The sequence below is a fragment of the Bradyrhizobium sp. ISRA442 genome, assembly GCF_038085055.1.
GTDB lineage: Bacteria > Pseudomonadota > Alphaproteobacteria > Rhizobiales > Xanthobacteraceae > Bradyrhizobium.
Genome location: NZ_JALGCN010000002.1, coordinates 619,790 through 640,994 on the forward strand (window position 1 = coordinate 619,790; position 21,205 = coordinate 640,994).

General features: G+C 66.1%; 18 protein-coding genes. 9 read left to right on the forward strand and 9 right to left on the reverse strand.

Annotated features, from left to right (window positions below; all coding sequences use genetic code 11):
• Positions 1–33 precede the first annotated feature (33 nt).
• The 3 genes from MTR72_RS06005 to MTR72_RS06015 form a co-directional block, all read right to left on the reverse strand.
• Positions 34–729: an RNA polymerase sigma factor gene (locus MTR72_RS06005; protein WP_280965412.1), complete on the reverse strand. Its 696-nt coding sequence runs from the start codon at positions 727–729 to the stop codon at positions 34–36.
• A gap of 116 nt (positions 730–845) precedes the next feature.
• A complete protein-coding gene (locus MTR72_RS06010) occupies positions 846–1,718 on the reverse strand; it encodes a sulfurtransferase (protein ID WP_280965413.1) in 873 nt (290 codons plus the stop codon).
• Between the two features lie 228 nt (positions 1,719–1,946).
• Positions 1,947–3,281, reverse strand: coding sequence for a dihydroorotase (locus MTR72_RS06015; RefSeq protein ID WP_341510225.1), 1,335 nt, complete (start codon positions 3,279–3,281; stop codon positions 1,947–1,949).
• Positions 3,282–3,383: 102 nt separating this feature from the next.
• Here MTR72_RS06015 and ygfZ point away from each other — a divergent pair, with 102 nt between their 5' ends.
• The 6 genes from ygfZ (at position 3,384) to MTR72_RS06045 (ending at position 9,926) form a co-directional block, all read left to right on the forward strand.
• Complete coding sequence (gene ygfZ, locus MTR72_RS06020; RefSeq protein ID WP_280965415.1) at positions 3,384–4,265, forward strand: CAF17-like 4Fe-4S cluster assembly/insertion protein YgfZ; 882 nt, start codon at positions 3,384–3,386, stop codon at positions 4,263–4,265.
• On the forward strand, positions 4,262–4,888 hold the full coding sequence (locus MTR72_RS06025) for a DNA-3-methyladenine glycosylase I (RefSeq protein ID WP_280965416.1): 627 nt from the start codon (positions 4,262–4,264) through the stop codon (positions 4,886–4,888). Before ygfZ ends, MTR72_RS06025 begins: the two co-directional genes overlap by 4 nt.
• Entirely contained in the window at positions 4,885–5,499 is a 615-nt protein-coding gene (locus MTR72_RS06030; protein ID WP_280965417.1) for an HD family hydrolase, read from the forward strand. The genes MTR72_RS06025 and MTR72_RS06030 overlap by 4 nt, the downstream gene beginning before the upstream one ends.
• A 179-nt stretch (positions 5,500–5,678) precedes the next feature.
• On the forward strand, positions 5,679–6,185 hold the full coding sequence (locus tag MTR72_RS06035; protein ID WP_280965418.1) for a tyrosine phosphatase family protein: 507 nt from the start codon (positions 5,679–5,681) through the stop codon (positions 6,183–6,185).
• A gap of 25 nt (positions 6,186–6,210) precedes the next feature.
• Positions 6,211–7,176 (forward strand): NUDIX hydrolase, encoded by a 966-nt coding sequence (locus MTR72_RS06040; RefSeq protein ID WP_280965419.1) that lies wholly within the window; start codon positions 6,211–6,213, stop codon positions 7,174–7,176.
• Positions 7,177–7,223: 47 nt separating this feature from the next.
• Positions 7,224–9,926, forward strand: a complete 2,703-nt coding sequence (locus MTR72_RS06045; RefSeq protein ID WP_341510226.1) for a DUF2339 domain-containing protein — start codon at positions 7,224–7,226, stop codon at positions 9,924–9,926.
• A gap of 3 nt (positions 9,927–9,929) precedes the next feature.
• On the opposite strand, the gene MTR72_RS06050 is transcribed toward MTR72_RS06045, so the two are convergent.
• The 5 genes from MTR72_RS06050 to MTR72_RS06070 form a co-directional block, all read right to left on the reverse strand.
• On the reverse strand, positions 9,930–11,618 hold the full coding sequence (locus MTR72_RS06050) for a methyl-accepting chemotaxis protein (protein WP_280965421.1): 1,689 nt from the start codon (positions 11,616–11,618) through the stop codon (positions 9,930–9,932).
• Between the two features lie 237 nt (positions 11,619–11,855).
• A complete protein-coding gene (locus tag MTR72_RS06055) occupies positions 11,856–12,107 on the reverse strand; it encodes a DUF6894 family protein (RefSeq protein WP_280965422.1) in 252 nt (83 codons plus the stop codon).
• 165 nt (positions 12,108–12,272) lie between these two features.
• Positions 12,273–12,860: a hypothetical protein gene (locus tag MTR72_RS06060; protein WP_280965423.1), complete on the reverse strand. Its 588-nt coding sequence runs from the start codon at positions 12,858–12,860 to the stop codon at positions 12,273–12,275.
• Positions 12,861–12,973: 113 nt separating this feature from the next.
• Positions 12,974–13,960 (reverse strand): acrylyl-CoA reductase (NADPH), encoded by a 987-nt coding sequence (gene acuI / locus MTR72_RS06065; RefSeq protein ID WP_280965424.1) that lies wholly within the window; start codon positions 13,958–13,960, stop codon positions 12,974–12,976.
• A gap of 40 nt (positions 13,961–14,000) precedes the next feature.
• Positions 14,001–15,254 (reverse strand): MFS transporter, encoded by a 1,254-nt coding sequence (locus tag MTR72_RS06070; protein ID WP_280965425.1) that lies wholly within the window; start codon positions 15,252–15,254, stop codon positions 14,001–14,003.
• Between the two features lie 339 nt (positions 15,255–15,593).
• Between MTR72_RS06070 and nadA the strand changes: the two genes are divergently transcribed.
• The 3 genes from nadA (at position 15,594) to nadC (ending at position 19,364) form a co-directional block, all read left to right on the forward strand.
• The gene (gene nadA, locus MTR72_RS06075; protein ID WP_280965426.1) at positions 15,594–16,700 is read left to right on the forward strand and encodes a quinolinate synthase NadA; all 1,107 of its coding nucleotides are present in this window, start codon (positions 15,594–15,596) and stop codon (positions 16,698–16,700) included.
• Positions 16,701–16,869: 169 nt separating this feature from the next.
• Positions 16,870–18,474, forward strand: coding sequence for an L-aspartate oxidase (locus MTR72_RS06080; RefSeq protein WP_341510227.1), 1,605 nt, complete (start codon positions 16,870–16,872; stop codon positions 18,472–18,474).
• An 11-nt stretch (positions 18,475–18,485) separates the two neighbouring features.
• On the forward strand, positions 18,486–19,364 hold the full coding sequence (gene nadC, locus MTR72_RS06085) for a carboxylating nicotinate-nucleotide diphosphorylase (RefSeq protein ID WP_280965428.1): 879 nt from the start codon (positions 18,486–18,488) through the stop codon (positions 19,362–19,364).
• Between the two features lie 44 nt (positions 19,365–19,408).
• On the opposite strand, the gene MTR72_RS06090 is transcribed toward nadC, so the two are convergent.
• Complete coding sequence (locus tag MTR72_RS06090) at positions 19,409–20,860, reverse strand: cell wall hydrolase (protein ID WP_280965429.1); 1,452 nt, start codon at positions 20,858–20,860, stop codon at positions 19,409–19,411.
• Between the last annotated feature and the right edge of the window lie 345 nt (positions 20,861–21,205).

Consider the following 21,205-nt stretch of genomic DNA (forward strand, 5'->3'; position numbering starts at 1 on the left):
GCGGCGGAGGTTCCCGAAAAATCGACGCCTGACCTAAATACCGAGGCCGAGCCGTCTCAGCACAGCCTGGGTCAGGCGCTCGCAGCGATGACCGGCGAACGGAAACGCGTCCATCACCACCGGGCCGATCTTCTTCTCGACGTTCTCGCGCAGCATCGTGCGGGCGCGATGCAACCGCGTCTTCACCGTCTCCGGCTTGATGCCGAGCAGTTCGGCCGTCTCCTCGACATTCATCCCCTCCATCACGCGGGCAATGAAGACCATGCGGAAGACGTCCGGCAATTCATCGACGGCGTGCTCGACGACGCGCTGGATCTCACGTTGGGCCATGGACTTTTCCGGATCGGCTGAAGCGGAGGAAAGAGGAAACTGGATGATCTCGGCGTTGAGTGTCGCCTCCGGGAGCGCGCCCAGTTCCACCTGCGGCTTCCGCCCTCTCGCCCGGCCAAGCGCCTCGTTGATGGCAATGCGCGACAGCCAGGTGGATAGCCCGGACTCGCCGCGAAAGCCGTCGAGATGCGTAAAGGCCCGGACATAGGTCTCCTGCACCACGTCTTCGGCCTCGCTGTCGCTGCGCAGGATGCCGCGCGCGAGGCGATAGAGCCTGCGGTTGTTGGCCTGCATGATCGCGCGCAGCGCCGCTTCGTCACGGGCCCGCGCACGGTCGATCAGCTCGGTTTCCGATGTCCTGGCCTCAGTGGGGAGGCCGGCGGTCGGTTGGGGCTTCATGCACTCGTCTCCAATTCAGCCATTGGATGCGCGCCTGCCGAAAAGGTTCCCGGCCATTTTACAGGAGTGGGGAAAAGGGCCGCAATGTCCGGAGCGGTCAGCCGCAGCCGTCGCCTTCAATCCGTTTCAATCGGTAACGCGGGATCCCGCGCCCATTCCCCCATTGAACCGTCGTAGAGGGCGAGCTTGTCGTAGCCGAGCTGCGTCAGCAGGAAGAGACCGATGGTGGCGGAGATGCCGCCGCCGCAATAGCAGACCACGGTCTTGTCGGGCGTGACGCCTTGCGCCGCAAACTTCGCCTCAGCATCGGCCAGCGTGGTCAGTGTCTTGCCGGCAGGATTGACCAGCGTGGCCGCCGGGACGTTGACGCTGCCGGGAATGCGACCGGGCCGGCCATAGCGGCTCGGCTCCAGTCCGCGATGAAATTGCGGGCCGAGCGCATTGACGATGACGGTCGCGGGATCGCCCGTTCGTGCCAGCACCGAAGATTTGTCGACGAAGAAGCCCGCACGCGGCGCGGCCTTGAAGGTCGAGGCTGGGTATCCCCTGGGCGCGCCCGTCTCGACCGGCCGCCCCTCGGCCTTCCATTTGTCGAAGCCGCCGTCGAGCACACGCGCGTCGACCCCGAGCGAGCGCAACATCCACCAGAACCGCGTCGCCCACATCATGGTGCCGATACTGTAGAGCACGATGGTCTTGGACGCGTCGAGACCGTGCCGGCCGAAGGCGGCCTCGAGCCGCGTGGTCGCCGGCATCATGAAGCGCAGATGCGTGGACGGGTCGGAGAACTCGCCTTCCAGATCGAGGAAATCGGCGCCCGGAATGTGGCCGGCCGCGAAGGTCTTGTCGCCGGGCACGACGAGATAGGGATCGTTGCTACCTTCTGGTGCGGGCTCGAGATAAGTCGTGCAATCGTAGATGCGCAAGTCGGGCGCACCGAGCATGGCGGCAAGCTGCTCGGTGGTGATGAGGGATGCCGGCTGGGTCATTCTCGCCTCACATTGCAGAGCCGTAGCCCGGGTGAGCGTAGCGAAACCCGGGACCGGCCAAAAGCAAAATCCCGCATGTCGCTACGCTCATGCGGGCTACGCGCTCTGTCATTGCCCGCGAAGGCGAGCAATCCAGTATTGCAGAGGCCGCAGCCGTATCAACCAACTATCGCCGCGGAGTACTGGATGCCCCGGTCAAGCCGGGGCATGACAGCAGAGCAAGAAGCCCTACGCCTTCAGCGTCTCCAGAAACCGCACCGCCTCGCCTTGCGACGGCGTGACGAGCTCGCCCTGCCACATCACGCGGCGGCCGCGGATGAAGGTGCCGACGGGCCAACCCGTAACGCGCATGCCGTCATAGGGAGTCCAGCCGGCGCGCGAGGCGACCCATTTGTTGGTGATGGTCTCGCTGCGCTTGAGATCCACGATGGTGAAATCGGCATCACAGCCTGCGGCGATCCGGCCCTTGCACGCCATATTGTAGAGACGCGCCGGGCCGGCGCTGGTGAGATCGACGAAGCGCGCCAGCGAGAGCCGGCCCGCATTGACGTGATCGAGCATCACCGGCACGAGCGTCTGCACGCCGGTCATGCCGGAGGGCGAGGCGGGATAAGTCTTCGCCTTCTCCTCCAGCGTATGCGGGGCGTGATCGGAGCCGAGCACGTCGATGATGCCCTGCTCGATGCCGCGCCAGATGCCGGCGCGGTGATCGGCCGAGCGCACCGGCGGGTTCATCTGCGCCAGCGTGCCGAGCCGCTCGTAGCATTCGGGCGCGGCCAGCGTGAGATGATGCGGCGTCGCCTCGCAGGAGGCGACGTCCTTGTGATCGCGCAAAAACTCGATCTCTTCCTTGGTCGAGATGTGCAGCACGTGGATGCGCTTGCCGCTCTCGTGCGCGAGGTTCACCAAGCGCTGCGTCGCCATCAGTGCCGCGGTCTCGTCGCGCCAGACCGGGTGCGAGCGCGCATCGCCCTCGATGCGCAGCGACTTGCGATCGTTCAGGCGATATTCGTCCTCGGCATGGAAGGCGGCGCGACGGCGGATCACCTGCAAGATACGGCGCAGGCTTTCGTCATCCTCCACCAGCAGCGCGCCGGTGGAGGAGCCGATGAACACCTTGACGCCCGCGCAGCCCGGTGCGCGTTCGAGCACCGGGAGGTCCTGCACGTTCTCGCGGGTGCCGCCGATGAAGAAGGCAAAATCGCAATGCATGCGGTGATGGGCGCGCTTCACCTTGTCGGTGAAATCGGCCTCCGTCACCGTCAGCGGCGAGGTGTTCGGCATCTCGAACACGGCGGTCACGCCGCCCATCACGGCGCTGCGCGAGCCGGTCTCGAGGTCTTCCTTCTGCGTCAACCCGGGCTCGCGGAAATGCACCTGCGTGTCCATCACGCCGGGAAGGATGTGCAGGCCCTTGCAGTCGATCACCTCGGCGGCGCTGCCTTGCGGCAGCGCGCCGATCTCGGCAATGCGGCCACCCGCGATGCCGATGTCGCGCAGTCCCTCGCCGTCCTGGTTGACGACGGTGCCGCCCCTAAGGATCACGTCGAAGCGCTGGGTCATGACTGAAGGCCCTCTCTCATCCCCAAGCGCAGGGCTCGAGGTCTTGTCGTTTACGCGTTGCGGGCTTACGTTCCGGAGCAACATGTCGCAAGAGATTTTCACATGAAAGCAGCGTTTCTTCCCGACCGGGGCGTGGTCAAGGTCGCGGGCGAGGATGCGCGCAACTTCCTCAACGGCCTCATCACCACCGACATCGACAGGCTCAAGCCCGGCCTCGGCCGATTCGGGGCGCTGCTCACGCCGCAGGGCAAGATCATCGTCGATTTCCTGATCACGGAGGTGCCGTCCGGCCATGGCGGCGGGTTCCTGATCGACTGCCCGAAGGCGCTGGCCGAAACCCTTGCCACCAAGCTGAAGTTCTACAAGCTGCGCGCCAAGGTGACGGTGGAAGATCTGTCCGCCGATCTCGGCGTGCTCACGGCCTGGGACGGCCCGCTTGCGGCCCAGCCGGACCTCAGCTTCGCCGATCCGCGCGACGAAGCACTCGGCTACCGCATCCTGATTCCGGAACAGCTCAAGCAAAAGCTTGCCGAGCTCATCGGCGCCGAGCCGGTCGATGCGTCCGAATATGACGCGCACCGCATTGCGCTCGGCGTGCCGCGCGGCGGGCTCGACTTCATGTACAGCGATGCGTTCCCGCACGAGACCAACATGGATCGCCTCGCCGGCGTCGATTTCGACAAGGGCTGCTATGTCGGCCAGGAGGTCGTCTCGCGAATGCAGCATCGCGGCACCGCGCGCACCCGCAGCGTCAAGGTGCTGCTCGACGGCCCCTCGCCCGAGGCCGGCGCGGCCATCCTTGCCGGCGACAAACAGGTCGGCACGATCGGCTCGAGCGCCGATGGCAAGGGCATCGCGCTGGTGCGCATCGATCGTGTCGCCGACGCGCTCGATGCGGGCCAGACGCTCACCGCCGGTGGGCTCGCGTTGAAGCTCGCGGAGCCTGAGGTCGTTCGCATCCCAGCCAAGCAGCCTGTCACATGAGCCGCACCCCTCGCTTGCATCCCGACGGCCTGACGCGCTGTCCCTGGCCCGGCGAAGATCCGCTTTACATCACCTATCACGACACCGAATGGGGCGTGCCGGAATATGACGACCGCGCGCTCTACGAGAAGCTGATCCTCGACGGTTTCCAGGCGGGCCTGTCCTGGATCACGATCCTGCGCAAGCGCGACAATTTCCGCAAAGCATTCGACGATTTCCAGCCGGAGAAGATCGCGCGCTACAACGCGAAGAAGGTCCATGCGCTGATGAACGATGTCGGCATCGTTCGCAACCGCGCCAAGATCGACGGCACGATCCTGAGCGCAAAGTCCTATCTGGAAATCATGGAGAAGGGCCCGGGCTTCTCGAAGCTGCTATGGGACTTCCTCGACGGCCGGCCCAAGGTCAACCATTTCAAGACCACCGCGAGCGTTCCGGCCTCGACGCCGCTGTCGGTGCAGATCTCCAAGGAGCTGTCCTCGCGCGGCTTCAAGTTCGTTGGCCCGACCATCGTCTATGCCTTCATGCAGGCGACCGGCATGGTCAACGACCATCTCGTCGATTGCCACTGTCACGCGACCTGCGGCAAGACGCAGCGCAAGCCGCGCCTCAAGGCCAGATGACGGCGAAGAAGACGGCGCGCGATGCGCAGTCCCGCGCCTGGCAGCGGATGCTGTCGGGTCGACGGCTCGACCTGCTCGATCCTTCGCCGCTCGATGTCGAGATCACCGACATCGCGCATGGCTTGGCGCGTGTCGCGCGCTGGAACGGGCAGACCACCGGCGCACACATCTTCTCGGTCGCGCAACACACGCTGCTGGTAGAGACCGTGATGCGGCACGAAGCGCCGCGCGTCGATCAGCGCATGCGGCTCGCAGCGCTGCTGCACGATGCCCCCGAATATGTGATTGGCGACATGATCTCGCCGTTCAAGGCCGTGCTCGACGGCCACTACAAGGCGGTCGAGAAGCGCCTGCTCGGCGCGATCCATATCCGCTTCGGCCTGCCGCCCGTGCTGCCCGAGGAGATCACGCAGGCGATCAAGACGGCCGATCGCGGCGCCGCCTATCTGGAGGCGACCGAGCTGGCCGGCTTTGGCGAGGCCGAGGCAAAACGCCTTTTCGGCCGCGATCCCGGCCTGCCCGACAGCGTCCGGCGCGATTACCTCACGCCCTGGACGGCGGCGCGGGCCGAGAAGCAGTTCCTGGAACGGTTCAATGCGGTGTTTGCGTAACTGAGCCGCTCCTATCCTTTCGTAGGGTGGGCAAAGGCGCGAAGCGCCGTGCCCACCATCTTGCCTCCTGCTCGAGTGATGGTGGGCACGCTTCCGCCTTCGCTCTTCGAGCTACGGCGGACAAGTCGCTTTGCCCACCCTACAAGTGCTCGCTATAATCGCCGGCAAAAAGGTCCGTCATGATCCACGTCTGTTCCCTCGCCGCGCTTCCCGAAACCGTCCGTCTGACCGGAGCCAGCCACGTGCTGACGGTGATGGCAAATGTCGAGCAGGTGGCACGGCCAGTGTCGGTGCTGCCGGCCAATCATCTCAAGGTGTCGATGGACGACATCATCGAAGAGATGGATGGCTTCGTTGCGCCGTCGGAAGCGCATATCGACCAAGTGCTGAATTTCGTGCGCGGCTGGGACCGCATCGCGCCGCTGGTCGTGCATTGCTACGCCGGCATCAGCCGCTCCACCGCGAGCGCGTTCGCCGCTGTCTGCGCACTCAACCCGCAGCGCGACGAGATCGAGATCGCCAGAAAGATCCGCGCGGCCTCTCCGATCGCCTCGCCGAACCGGCGCATCGTCAGCCTCGCCGACCGCGTGTTGGGGCGCAACGGCCGCATGCTGCGCGCACTCGACGAGATGGGGCCAGGTTCGATGATGGTCGAAGGCCGCCCCTTCGCGATCGAGCTCGAATGACCGCAACGCCCGCGATCGCTGCCGCATGAGCGACAAGCTGCTGACGCCGATCGAGATCGGCCTGACCGCCGCGATCGTCGCGATCGAGGACCACGAGCCGCTGATCCTCACCGCGCGCGGCGATGACGGGCTCATCGGCTTGCCGTTCGGTCCGTTCGATGCGCTCAGGCACCGTACCTTCGAAATCGGCTTGCGCGCCTGGGTCGAGGAGCAGGCGGGCTTGAGGCTCGGCTATGTCGAGCAGCTCTACACGTTCGGCGATCGCGGCCGCGCGGAGGTTGCCGACAGCGGCGCGCACATCGTGTCGATCGGCTATCTCGCGCTCACGCGTGCAGTGGACGGTGCTGTCGCGGCGACGGCGGCGAGCTTCGAGCCCTGGTACCGGTTCTTTCCCTGGGAAGACTGGCGCGAGGAGCCGCCCGCGATCATCGCCCGCGACATCATCCCGGCGCTGACGAAATGGGCCGAGGAGGAGACGCCGGAGACGACGCGCGCGCTGCCGCGCAAGGATCGCGTGCGGCTCTATTTCGGCCTCGATGGCGCGGCCTGGGACGAGGAGCGCGTGCTCGACCGCTACGAGCTGCTCTATGAGGCCGGCCTGATCGAGGAGGCGCGGCGCGACGGCCGCCCTGCGGCATTAGCGCGCGAGGCGCCTCCCGCGCTCGGCACCTCAATGCGCTTCGACCACCGCCGGATTCTCGCCACCGGCATTGCTCGGCTGCGTGCAAAACTGAAGTATCGTCCTGTCGTCTTTGAACTTTTGCCTGCCGAGTTCACACTTACCGAATTGCAGTACACGGTGGAGGCGATCTCCGGCCGACACCTGCACAAGCAGAACTTCCGCCGCTTGGTCGAAACGGAAGCCCTGGTCGAACCGACCGGGGTGATGTCGACACAGACGGGCGGACGGCCGGCGGCGCTCTACCGCTTCCGGCGCGAAGTGCTCCAGGAGCGGCCGGCGCCCGGCTTGCGCGTGCGCTCCCGGCGCTAGAAGATTTGCGTGATCGGCCGGTTGCGCGCCGCTCGCCTGGAGGCCTTATGTTCGACGCCCCGTTCGACGTCTTTGCGGTGATGCTCGCGGTCGCCGCCTTCCTGATCGCGATCAAGACCTCCAATCAGGCGACCGAGCTGCGCAGGCGGCTGAGCAGGCTGGAAGCCGCGCTGCAAGGCCAGCGGCCGGTCCAGCCGCCGCCGCTGATGCCTTTCCAGGAAGAGGCCTCGGCGCCCGGGGAAGCCACGCCAGAGCCGCCGCCCATCGCGCCCGGGGCCGAACTGGCGCCGCCGCTCGTCGCCGATGCCGCCGCACCGCTGCCGCTCGAGCCGAGCGCTGATGCGCCGCCTCCGCTACCGACCGCTCCTGCTACGCCCGGATTCGAAGAGCGCCTCGGCACGCGCTGGGTGGTGTGGATCGGCGGCCTTGCGCTCGCGCTCGGCGGCTTCTTCATGGTGCGCTATTCGATCGAGGCCGGCCTCGTCGGGCCCGGCGTGCGCGTCTTCCTCGGTGGCCTGTTCGCGCTGGCGCTGCTCGGCGCCGGTGAATGGACGCGGCGCAAGGAAAGCATCTCCAACATCCAGGCGCTACCGATCGCCAACATCCCGGCGATCCTCACCGCGGCCGGAACGGCGGTGGCGTTTGCGACCATCTACGCCGCCTACGCGCTCTACGGCTTCCTCGTTCCCGCCACCGCCTTCGTGCTGCTCGGTCTCGTCGCGCTCGCAACGCTCGCCGCCGCGCTGCTGCACGGGCCCGCGCTTGCGGGCCTCGGCGTGGTCGGCGCCTTCGTCACGCCGGTCCTCGTCTCCAGCGGCAGGGCGGACTATTGGGCGCTCTACGTCTATCTCGCCATCGTCACCGCCGCGAGCTTCGGCCTCGCGCGCATCCGGCTGTGGCGCTGGCTGGCGGTGACCACCATCGTGTTCGCCGTGCTCTGGACCTTCCCGGGGCTCGATACCGGCGACCTGCAGGTTGCGCCGCACGCCTTTCATGTGATGGCCGGCTTCGTGCTCGCCGCGCTGCTCGTTGTTTGCAGCTTCATGTTCGGCCCCACGATCGGGGACGGACAGATCGAACCGGTCTCCTCGAGCGCGCTCGCCGCCTATCTGTTCGGGGCCATGCTGATCGTGCTGTCGAGCGCACATGCCGATCTCGCGCTGATCGCCTTCGCGCTGCTCGTCGCAGCGACGGTGCTTGTAGCTTGGCGCGCGTCGGCCGCGACCGGCGCGCTGAGCGCAGCCAGCGCGACCGTCTTCATCGTGTTCGCTGAATGGGCGGTGCGCGCCAATCCGGATATGCTGGTGCTGCCGGGTGGTCCCCTGCCCGGCATCGGGCCGACCGCGATAGACAGTGCCGTGACACTGCATCTCGTGACGGCGGCGCTCTTCACAGGCGGCTTCGGTATCGCCGGCTTCCTCGCGCAGGGACGATCGAACTCGGCGATCATCCCCGTGGTGTGGTCGGCGACGGCGGTCGCGACACCGATCGCGCTCCTCGTCGCGCTCTACGCACGCATCGCCCATCTCGACCGCTCGATTCCGTTTGCGATTCTCGCAGTGCTCCTTGCCGCAGCGTTCGGCGCCGCCACCGAAGCGCTCACCCGCCGCGAGACCCGGCCGGGTGTCGCGATCTCCACCGCGCTGTTCGCCACCGGCACGCTCGGCGCCCTGGCGCTGGCGCTGACTTTCGCGCTGGAGAAGGGCTGGCTCACGATCGCGCTGGCGCTGATGTCGCTCGGCACTGCCTGGATCTCGATGCAGCGGTCGATCCCGTTCCTGCGCTGGCTCGCCGCCATCTTCGCGGCGATCGTCACCGCGCGCATCGCCTATGATCCGCGTATCGTCGGCGACGCCGTCGGCACCACGCCGATCTTCAATTGGCTGCTGTGGGGCTATGGCCTGCCCGCGCTGTCGTTCTGGGCGGCAAGCCACTTCCTGCGCCGCCGCGGCGACGACGCGCCGCTGCGCATGGTGGAGGCCGCCGCGATCCTGTTCACGGCGCTGCTCGCCTTCATGGAGATCCGTCACCTCGCAACCGGCGGCCGCATGACCTCGCCGCCCTCGCTGCTCGAATTCGCGCTCCAGGTCTGCGTGACGCTCGCGATGGCGATCGGGCTGGAGCGGCTGCGGCTGAGGAGCCACAGCATCGTGCACAATGTCGGCGCCGTCGTCCTCACGGTGGTCGCCGGGCTCGTCAGCGTGATCGGCCTACTGATCCTGGAGAACCCGTGGCAGTGGAGCCGCATCGATGTCGGCGGCGTCGTGTTCAACCTGCTGCTGCTCGGCTACGCGCTGCCGGCAGTGCTGATGCTGCTGCTCTCCTATGCGGTGGCGGGGCATCGTCCCATCGCCTACGCCAACACGATTGCCGGCGGCGCACTGGTGTTCGCACTCGCCTACGTGACGCTGGAGATCCGCCGTTTCTATCACGGGCCGATCCTGCTCGACGGCGCGATGACGGGCGCCGAGCAATACACCTATTCGATCGCTTGGCTTACCTTCGGCGTGGTGCTGCTCGGCGTCGGCATCCTCGTCAATTCGGAGCGCGCACGGCTTGCCTCCGCCGTCGTGATCGCGCTCACGATCCTCAAAGCCTTCGTCATCGACATGTCGACGCTGACGGGCATCTACCGCGCGCTGTCGTTCATGTGCCTCGGCGTCGTGCTGGTCGCGATCGGTTGGCTCTACCAGCGCATCCTGTTCCGGCGGCAGGCTTCGCCGCCGCCGGCACCGCAGACAAGCGCGTAGGCGTCAGGCCGCGCGGACCGAGTCCAGGAACTGCGCGACCTCGACCTTGAGGCGCGTGCTGTCGCTCGCGAGCGACTTAGCAGCCGATAGCACCTGCGTCGAGGCCGAGCCGGTCTCGATCGCGCCGCGCTGCACGTCGGTGATGTTCGAGGAGACCTCCTGCGTGCCGATCGACGCCTGCTGCACGTTGCGCGAAATCTCCTGCGTGGCCGCACCCTGCTCCTCGACGGCGGCGGCGATGGCGGAGGACACCTCGGACAACCGTTCTATGGTGCCGCCGATTTCCTGGATGGCGCTGACGGACTCGTGCGTCGCCGCCTGGATGCCCGCGACCTGCTGGCCGATCTCGCCGGTCGCCTTCGCGGTCTGCTCAGCCAGCGCCTTGACTTCGGAGGCGACCACGGCGAAGCCGCGGCCGGCCTCGCCCGCGCGCGCCGCCTCGATGGTCGCATTCAGCGCCAAGAGGTTGGTCTGACCTGCGATCGTGTTGATGAGCTCGACGACGTCGCCGATGCGGGAGGCTGCTTGCGATAGCGCGTTGACGCGCTCGTTGGTGCGGGTCGCCTGCTCGACGGCCTCCGCGGCCATCCGCGCCGAATCCTGCACCCGGCGGCTAATCTCGGTGATGGAGGACGATAGCTCTTCCGAGGCCGATGCGACGGCCTGGACGTTGGTGGACGCCTCCTCGGACGCGGCCGCAACGACGGTTGCGAGTTCCTGGCCGCGCTGCGCGGTGCTACTCAGTGTCGTGGCGGATGCCTCGAGCTCGGTCGAGGCCGAGGACACGGTCTCGACGACCTCGCCGATCATGGCTTCGAATTTGCGGGTGATGGCGTCGACACGGCGACCGCGTTCGATCTTGGCCTCGGCATCGCGCGCTGCCGCCTCGTCGGCGGCATTCTTTGCGATCAGCGCGTCCTTGAAGATCTGGAGCGCGTCCGCCATCGAGCCGATCTCGGTCCTCTCGCCGCGATGCGGCACTTCGGCCGAGAGGTCGCCCTCACCAAGCGCCTGCATCGGGCGGATGATCGAGGCGATGCCGCGCGAGACGTCGCGCACGAGATAATAGGCGGCGCCGATCGCGATCGCGACGGCGGCAACGATGACGCCGACCAGCACGCGGAAGATGGTGGCGTAGCTGTCGGCCGCCTGCTTCGTCTCCATCTCGGCGCCCTGGTTGTTGAGCTCGATGCCCTTCTGGAGCAGCGGATCGGCCGCCTGGGCCATCTTCGCGACCTTGGTCTGCAATAGCTCGCTGGCATCGGTCGGGAAGCGGCCAACGCTCTTGCGCGACAGCGCCATTACGTCCTGCACGCCGTTCAGATATTCCGCCCACGCCTGCGTCCATTGCCCATAGAGGGCCCGCTCCTCGGCCGACGTGATCAGGTGCTCGTAGACCTTGCGCGTCTTTTCGATGCGCTCTCGTAGCGAGGCCAGCCGCTTCTCGGCGGCATCCTTGCCCTCAATGGTGTCCTGCATCAGGTGCAGACGCAGCGCGACGCGCAGCTCATTGATGTCGGCGCGGAGAGAGCCGAGCGCGCGCACGCTCGGCAGCCAGCTCTGCGCGATCTCGACAGTGTGGGCATTGATGCTCTGCATGGTCCCGATCGCCATCACACCGACGCCGGCGAGTGAGAGCACGAGAACTGACAGCACGGTCAGAATCTTGAAAACGATCGACAATTTCGACATCAGGCAAAAATCCCGGACGGTGATGATAGCTCGCAACGCGGCGCCGCCATCGTCACGACGGACGACAGGACGGAGGTCAGTTCAACAATGCTGGCTGGTTCTTATCCGGTAAGATTGCGCGCATAGTCGCAAACAGCCGTTAACGGGAAGCTCCGTAGAAATACCAATATCCAGATTGTCGGCATTTAACTCACCCGCAGTCATTCGTTGCGAGTGCCTCAGCACGACGCTGCGCGCTCAATCGGTGTTGTTGGGAAGCGGGTACGTCTCGCCGACCAAGCTGACGCGAAAAACCGGCTGCTTGTTCTCGTCGAGCAGCTCCATGCTCCATTTGGCATTCGGCTTCAGGCTGCGTGCGATGCCGCCAAGCAGGTTGGCGCAGACCTCGGTCATCTCCGTCCAGGCGGCTGCGCGGTCCTCGAACTCGTACGGCTGATCGGCGGCGCCGGAATAGCGGCCGGTACTGATGCGAAAGAAATAAAGCGACATCGTTGAACCCTTTTATCGGGTTGCCCCGGCCATGACGCAAACTGAGCGCGAGTCGCTACCAAGGCATGAAAGAAGCCGCCCGTATGACTACGGCGCGGCGGCTTGACGGCCGGCGGATATTGTCAACAAGGCGTGCGCACGGGCATGCCGTGCGCGGTCAAAAACTCACTCGGTCGAGCGGCGCAGCTCGAGCGGCCCCTCGTTCTTTGCGGGCTCCGACTTGACCGGCTCGAGCCGCCCGCTCTCGACGCGCGGCGTCTCGACCCGTGCGGCGACTTCGGTGCTCGGCGAGGCGACCGAACCGGTACGCTCGGACCTGCGCAGCGAGCGCGGCCGCGCAACGGCGCGCGCCATCAGCATCTGGTTGCCGCCCTGGTGGTGGAAGTCGCAATAGGCGAAGCCCATGCCCGACACCGAGCCGCGGAAGCTGCGCTCGTCGGTCTTTTCGAGATTGAAGCAAGGTTCGAACGGAATGCCCTTGATCGAGGCGCAGACGTTCTGGCCACGGATCTGGAGCGTATTGCCGGGCAGGCGGATGTGGCGAACCGGACCTGCACCGGAGAACTGAACCGCACCGGCGGCGCCGAGATCGTCGAGAATACGGCCTGCGCCGCGGGTGCCGTCGAAGCAAGTGAAGGCGAAGACCTTGCCGGCTACGAAACGGCGCGCCTCATCCGCGTTCATGCTCCCGGCAATGGCCGGCCCAAACGTCGCTGCCGCCGTGACGGCCCCCAACACAATACGCGCAAGCATGCTCAAACTCCGAACAACCCCCGCAGCGGGCGATGCCTGATACCTTTACCTGCTGCTTACCATACCAACCGTGGCAACATTGGAGCAGCTTCGTTGGTAAAGTCTGAACGTCGTTAGACAATTTTTACCACGATCCGGCCTCGGACCTGGCCGGCGAGAATTTTCGGGCCCCATTCGATGGCTTCGCCGAGCGAAATTTCATGAGTGATTTCAGATAGTTTGGTCCGGTCCAAATCGGAGGCTAAGCGCTGCCAGGCGGCCTTCCGCGGCTCGAGCGGGCACATCACCGAATCGATGCCGAGAAGGCACACTCCGCGCAAAATGAACGGCGCGACCGAGGACGGCAGATCCATACCGGCGGCAAGGCCACACGCCGCGATCGCTCCGCCATACTTGGTCATCGAGAGGAGATTGGCGAGAGTGGTCGAGCCGACGCTGTCGACCCCGCCCGCCCAGCGCTCCTTAGCGAGGGGCTTGGCTGGTGCCGACAATTCGTTGCGGTCGATGACTTCGGCTGCCCCCAAGTGCTTCAGGTAGTCAGCCTCGGAGGCGCGGCCGGTCGAAGCGATGACGTGATAGCCGAGCTTCGATAGCACGGCGGTGGCGACCGAACCGACGCCGCCGGCCGCGCCCGTCACCACCACGGGGCCGCTTTTCGGCGACAGCCCGTGCTTCTCCAGCGCCAGCACCGAGAGCATCGCGGTGAAGCCGGCGGTACCGATCGCCATGGCGTCGCGTGCCGATAGCCCTTGCGGCAGAGCGACCAGCCAGTCGCCCCTCACCCGCGTCTTCTCTGCATAAGCGCCGAGATGGGTCTCGCCCATGCCCCAGCCGGTGCAGACCACCTTGTCGCCGGCCTTCCATTGCGGATGCGAGGATTGCTCGACCGTGCCGGCAAAGTCGATGCCGGCGATCATCGGGAAGCGGCGCACCACCGGCGCCTTGCCGGTGAGCGCGAGGCCGTCCTTGTAGTTCAGCGTCGACCATTCCACGCGCACGGTGACGTCGCCGTCCATCAGCTCGGCTTCGTCGAACTGCGTGAGCGCGGCGGTGGTGCCCTTGTCCGCCTTGTCGATCCGGATCGCCTTGAATGTGGCCACGACTGAACTCCCTGACTTTGTTTCAGGGATGTTTAGCCGATCAGGCGGGCTGCGCAACCGCCCGCTGGACCGGTTTCTCGACGATCGGCAGATTGATCAGCGCCGAGAGCACGCCGAACAGGATCGAGAGCCACCAGATCGGCGTATAGGAACCGAACCGCTCGAACACGATGCCGCCGAGCCAGACGCCGAGGAAGCCGCCGACCTGATGGCTGACGAACGCGAAGCCATAGAGAGTCGCAAGCCAGCGCGTGCCGAACATCAGCGCCACCAGCGCCGAGGTCGGCGGCACCGTCGACAACCAGGTCAGGCCCGAAACCGCGCCGAACGCGATCGCGGAGAACGGCGTGATCGGGAATGAGATGAAGGCAAGCGTCGCGAGCGCGCGGGCAAAGTAGATCGTGGAGAGAATGAAACGCTTGGGCAAATAGTTCTGAAGGTAGCCGACGCTCAGCGAGCCCATGATGTTGAACAAGCCGATCGCCGCGATCACCCAGCCGCCCGTTTGCGTCGAGATGCCGCGGTCGACCAGGAAGGCCGGCAGATGCACCGTGATGAACGCAAGCTGGAAGCCGCAGGTGAAGAAGCCGAGCACCAGCAGCACATAGGAACGATGACCGAAGGCCTCGGCGAGCGCCTTGGTGAAGGACTGCTCGTCCGCGGGTGCTGCGCTGGCGGAGCCTTCGACCGGCGGCGTGGAGAGCGCCAGCGACAGCGGGATGATCAGCAGCATCAGGAAGCCGAACACGGTGAGCGCCTGCTGCCAGCCGAAATTGTCGATCAGCGCGACACCGACCGGCGCGAACAGGAATTGGCCGAACGAGCCCGCCGCGGTGCCGGCGCCAAGCGCAAGGCCGCGCTTCTCGGCCGGCAGCAGCTTGGTGAACGCCGACAGCACCAGATTGAACGAGCAGCCGGCCAGACCAAACCCGATCATGACACCCGCACCGATGTCCAGCGACAGCGGCGTCGACGAATAGCGCATCAGCAACAGGCCGCCGGCATAGAGCACGGCGCCGACGCACATCACCCGGAACAGCCCGAAGCGGTCGGCGATTGCGCCGGCAAACGGCTGGCCCAATCCCCACAACAAATTCTGCACGGCGATCGCGAAGCCGAACACATCGCGGCCCCAAGCGAACTCATGGCTCATCGGCTGCACGAAGAAGCCGAGCGCAGAGCGCGGACCGAAGCCGAGCATGCCGATCGCGCAGCCGCAGAGGATGATGACCGCCGGCGTCCGCCAGGTCGAGGAACGTGAAACTGGACCGAGTTCGCCCACTTGTGTCGACATGCACTTCCTCATCTGTCGTTCGCGGGTCCGGAATAGGCAGCCGCGAGTCAGCCCGTTTAATGCAAATGCATGAAAACCCCAAGACCAAAATGATTGCGTTCTACGAGGGGCTGTCGCGGGAGCATTGCATTTCAACGAGACCTCGCCTGACGCGGGAGGCGCGATTTAACGAGAATGTGTGCCGAGGGGCCTAGCGGCTGTCAGCCCGACGTGCTATTTTTGATCTACTCAGATTGAGCATATCTGAGCCCAGACGAAGTCCGGCCCGGCCTTTTGGCCGGATTTCTCAGGCCTCATATATACTCATCTAGAGCATAATTAACGCACGGGGAGACTTCGATGCCGATCACTGGAATTTACGGCCCTGACGATTTTGCCAGCCGGCCTCAAGGCCAACCCACCATACCCGCGCGCCCCGCGCCGGCGCGCACCGAGGCCGCGCTGCCTATGCCGTCGCTCGAATGGACGGCCGAGGTCGAAGCGGCCACCGCGCATCTCTACGATCGCGTCAAGCACGTGATCCCGCCGATCGAGTGGCCGCTGATGGCGCCGACGATCAAGGCGATCAACGAGCTGAAGCAAGCGCGCAACGCAGTGATCCTTGCGCACAACTACCAGGCGCCCGAGATCTTCCACTGCGTCGCCGACATCGGCGGTGACTCGCTCCAGCTCGCGGTCGAAGCGACCAAGGTGAAGGCCGGCATCATCGTCCAGTGCGGCGTGCACTTCATGGCGGAGACCTCGAAGCTGCTCAATCCGGACAAGACGGTGCTGATCCCCGACACGCGCGCCGGCTGCTCGCTTGCCGCCAGCATCACCGGTGCGGACGTTCGCCTGCTTCGCGAAAAATTCCCCGGCGTACCGGTGGTCGCCTATGTCAACACGTCGGCGGAGGTGAAGGCCGAGGTCGACATCTGCTGCACCTCGTCCAACGCAGTGCAGGTGGTGGAGAGCCTGAACGCACCAAGCGTGATCTTCCTGCCCGACCGCTATCTCGCGACCTATGTGGCCTCAAAAACCGACGTGAAGATCATCGCGTGGAAGGGCGCCTGCGAGGTGCATGAGCGCTTCACCGGCGCGGAGCTGCGCGGGTTTCGCGAGGCCGATCCGTCCGTGCAGATCATCGCGCATCCGGAATGCCCGCCGGACGTGCTGGCGGAAGCCGACTTCACGGGCTCGACCGCACATATGATCAATTGGGTGCGCGAGAAGCGGCCGCGGCGTCTCGTCATGATCACCGAATGCTCGATGGCCGACAATGTGCGCGCCGAGCTTCCCGATGTCGAGATGCTACGTCCCTGCAATCTCTGCCCGCACATGAAGCGCATCACCCTCGCCAACATTTTGGAGAGCCTGTTGTCGCTTCGCGAGGAGGTGACGATCGATCCCGCCCTCGCCGCACGTGCACGCCGGTCGGTCGAGCGGATGATCAATCTGAAGAATTGAAGGCAACAGCAACAAGCAAAGCTGTCGTCCCGGCGAGGGGCCGGGACCCATACCCACAGGCGGATGTCGTTGCGAAGAACGACGTCGAACAGCTTCGCACAACAACTACTCCCCGGGGTCATGGGTCCCGGCCTTCGCCGGGACGACAGCAGAGAACTTGGAGAGAGCCATGACAAACATCCACGATCTCACCCGCACCACCGACGACGTCGTCATCGTCGGCGGCGGCCTTGCCGGACTGTTCTGCGCACTGAAACTGGCACCGCGGCCGGTGATGCTGATCTCGGCGGCGCCGCTCGGACAGGGCGCGTCGTCCGCATGGGCGCAAGGCGGCATCGCCGCGGCGGTGGCCGAGGGCGACAGCGCCGAAGCGCATGCCGCCGATACCGTCGCGGTCGGCGGCGGCCTCGTCGATGAAGCGGTCGCACTTGGGATCGCGCGCGAAGCGACTCCGCGCATCCACGATCTGCTGGCTTACGGCGTGCCGTTCGATCGCGATTTCGAAGGCAAGCTCGCGGTCGGCCGCGAGGCCGCGCATTCGACGCGGCGCATCGTGCATGTGCGCGGCGATAGGGCGGGCGCAGCAATCATCGCGGCCTTGAGCGACGCCGTGCGCCGCACGCCATCGATTCGCGTCATCGAGGGTCTTGCTGCCGAAGCCCTCCTCACCGAAGACGGTGCCGTGACCGGTCTTCAGTTGCGCGACGCCGCGAACGCGGCGTCACGGCCGACGGTCCTCGCCGCCCGCGCGGTTGTGCTCGCAACCGGCGGCATCGGCCATCTCTATGGCGTCACTACCAACCCGGTCGAGGCCGGCGGATCGGGCCTTGCGATCGCTGCGCGCGCCGGAGCCGTGATCGCCGATCCCGAATTCGTCCAGTTCCACCCGACCGCGATCATGGTCGGTCGCGATCCGGCGCCACTGGCGACCGAAGCGCTGCGCGGCGAAGGTGCGACGCTGATCAACGGCAGCGGCGAGCGCTTCATGCTCGCGCGCCATCCGCTCGCCGAGCTCGCGCCGCGCGACATCGTAGCCCGCGGCGTCTTCGCCGAGATCGTGGCCGGGCGCGGCGCTTTCCTCGACGCACGGGAGGCGCTCGGCGCGAGCTTCGCCGAAAAGTTTCCAACCGTGCATGCGAGCTGCATCGCCGCCGGCATCGATCCCGCCACGCAAGCAATCCCGATCGCACCGGCCGCGCACTACCACATGGGCGGCATCGCGGTGGACGCGCGCGGCCGCAGCTCGATCGACGGGCTCTGGGCCGGCGGCGAAGTATCGTCGACCGGGGCGCATGGCGCGAACCGGCTCGCCTCCAATTCGCTGCTGGAAGCGGTGGTCTATGCCGCGCGCATTGCCGATGACATTGCGGGCTGTGCGATCCCCTCGCCTGCCCGCCTCCCGGACGCGCTGGTGACGCCGCGCGGCGGCACGGCGGATGTTGCGGCCGTGAAGCGGCTGCGCGCGATGATGAGCTCACGGGTCGGAGTGATCCGCAACAGTGACGGACTTGCGGAGGCGGTGCGCCACTTTGGCGCGCTCGAACGCGAGACCACGAGCGTTGCGCTGCGCAACATGGCGACGACAGCCCTGCTGGTGGCGGCCGCAGCCTGGATCCGCCGCGAAAGCCGCGGCGCACATTTCCGCTCCGATCATCCGGCGGATGTTGCCTCACGCGGCCATCGAACCATGACCACGCTCGCAGCGGCGCGCGAGGTGGCCGAGGGCCTCGCCGAACATCCGCTGCCGCGAACAGCCCAACCCATGATCGCTTGATGGAGACCTCCGTGATCACCCCGACTTCGCTGCTCAATCCCGATGCCTTCCTCTCGCCGCTCGCAATCGACGACGCCGTGCAGCGCGCGCTCGACGAGGACCTTGGCCGCGCCGGCGACATCACATCGCTTGCGACCATTCCCGAGGCCACGACAGCGCAGGCGATCCTCGTCGCGCGCCAGTCCGGCGTGATCGCCGGACTGCCGCTGGCGCTCGCGACCTTGCAAAAGCTCTCACCCGGCATCGACGTGCGGGCACATGTCCGCGACGCCGCGCGCGTCGCCCGCGGGCAGCACGTGCTGACGATCACCGGGCCCGCGCGCGCCATACTCACGGCAGAACGGACCGCGCTGAACTTCGTCGGCCGCCTGTCGGGCGTCGCGACGCTGACGGCCGAGTACGTCCGCCGGACCGAAGGCACCAAGATGCGGATTTGCTGCACGCGCAAGACCACGCCGGGGTTGCGGGCGCTGGAGAAATACGCGGTGCGCTGCGGCGGCGGCTTCAACCACCGCTTCGGCCTCGACGATGCGATCCTAATCAAGGACAATCACATCGCGGTCGCCGGCGGCATCCGCCCGGTGCTGCAGCGCGCCCGCGCTCATGCCGGTCATCTCGTGAAGATCGAGATCGAGGTCGACACGCTTGCGCAACTCCGCGAGGTGCTGGACAGCGGGCTTGCCGACGCCGTGCTGCTCGACAACATGGACCTCGCGACGCTGCGCGAGGCGGTCAAGCTTGCAGCCGGCCGCGTCGCGCTGGAGGCCTCCGGCAGCGTCACGCTGGAGTCGATCGCAGCGATCGCCGCGACCGGCGTCGACTACGCCTCGTCCGGCGCACTGACGCATTCGGCACCGAATTTCGACTGCGCGCTGGATATCGAGGCGTGAGGTGGTCTTCTCCCTCTCCCCGCCTGCGGGGAGAGGTAAGCGAGCTACCGTCGCTCGCTCACACCCATCTCGGCTGAGCTCTTCGCCTCCTGGACGAGCTCGGCGGAGAGCGCCGCGGTCTGCGCCGGCGTGCCCCAGCTCGGCTCCTCGCTGCCGTCGCCCCAGGCGCGCGGCCGATAGAAAGTGTGCACGCCGAACTTGTACATCTTCTTCATCTCGGCGACCCAGGACGGGCGCACCCAATAGGCGTGGTAGTGCGTGGACTTGCCGACCTCGGGCAGCCAGACCTGACCGTCCAGCACTGCTTTCGCGATCTTCCTGGCGCGCTCCCACATCTCGGGCTCGCGGATCACATCGGGATTGTTGTCGCAGGCGAACGTGAACTGGCAGGCGAAGTGGCGGTACTTGTTCTGATAGACCACGCCACACACGGTGTCCGGATATTTGCCGGAGAACACCCGGTTCATCACCACTTGCGCCACCGCGATCTGGCCGCGCACGGCTTCGCCGCGGGACTCGAAGTAGACGGCTTCCGCGAGGCACTTCTCGGATTTCGCCCGCGACTTCTCGTCGAGCGCGAGCCGCTCGGCCGGGGATTTTGCGCGCTGGTTGTCGGCATTGACCTCGCCCTTCGGCGCGACGCTCTCGCCGCTCTCGGTCGCCCTCGCGATGTCCTCCGACGGCGACGGCAGCGCGGTCATCACCTTCATGTCGGGATCGGGCACCACGATCAGCGGCTCGGCGCCGGGCTGCCAGCTCTCGATGCTCTCGAGGCTGCCGCCCAGCGAGGAACTGCCGAAGAAGAGGTTCGACGTCTTCACGCTGAAGGGATCGCGCGACGGTCGGGCCGCCGCAGCCTGCTTCGTCGCATCGAGCGGCTCAGCGGCCAGCGACGGCGCGGCATCGCCAGCTTTCGGGGGGGTTGAATATTGCGGCAGCGGCGGCGCGCGCATCGCTTCCTGGAGCTCGGGATCGAGTGCGGCCGCGGACTCAGGCGACATCGGTTGCGGCAGCGCTGCGGTCTTGGCGCCGAACACCGAGCTGTTTGACGTGGCGGGATCTTGCTGCGCGGGTGCGACCGGCGGCGTCGCCGTCTCGGGCGCTGGCGTGGGCGTAACGGTGGCGAGACGATCACCCTTCAGCGAGCGATCGACCTTGGGAAAATCGGAGGCCTGGTAGCGCGGCGGCGTCTGCAGCGCCGGATTGCGAGTGATCGTGCCGGTGATGGCTCGGCCATCGAGGCTTGCGAGGCGATACATCGCGCTCTGCGGCACAGATGTTCCGATCGGACGTGCGAAGCTGTAAGTGGCGAGCTGGATCGAGGATGCCGCCGAAAACACCTGCTTCTGCCAGCGCTCGGCGACGCCGGGCTGACGCGCCAGCAACGAGGCAATGTCCTGATAGCCGGTCTCTCTCGGCATCAATGCGAAGATGCAGAGACCGATGCCGAAGGACGCGAACCGCGCGCCCTTCGGATGGTTACGCAACATAAACATCGATACGCCCACGCAACGCTTACGCTCGTTTGATCGAAGTCGGTACATCCGTGCAATTCGATCCATTTCGTCAGTATCTAATTTAGGTTGCCGGGGAGTTAATCGGCGTTGCGCACCTGGCACACGCAAGCAAACGCAGGTGTTCTCACGGGCGGATCGCGCGAATTGGTAAATGTCCGCTGTCGTGAAGCGGTAAACATTCGGTCAATGCGAATGGTGAAGGAACTGTTGATGGCGTGTATCGTTGCGGGACGCGCGGTTTCGTTGTTGCAGAGCGCACCGCGCCGCATCACCGGTGTCATGCCCCGCGAAGGCGGGGCATCCAGTACGCCGCCGCCTCCCCGT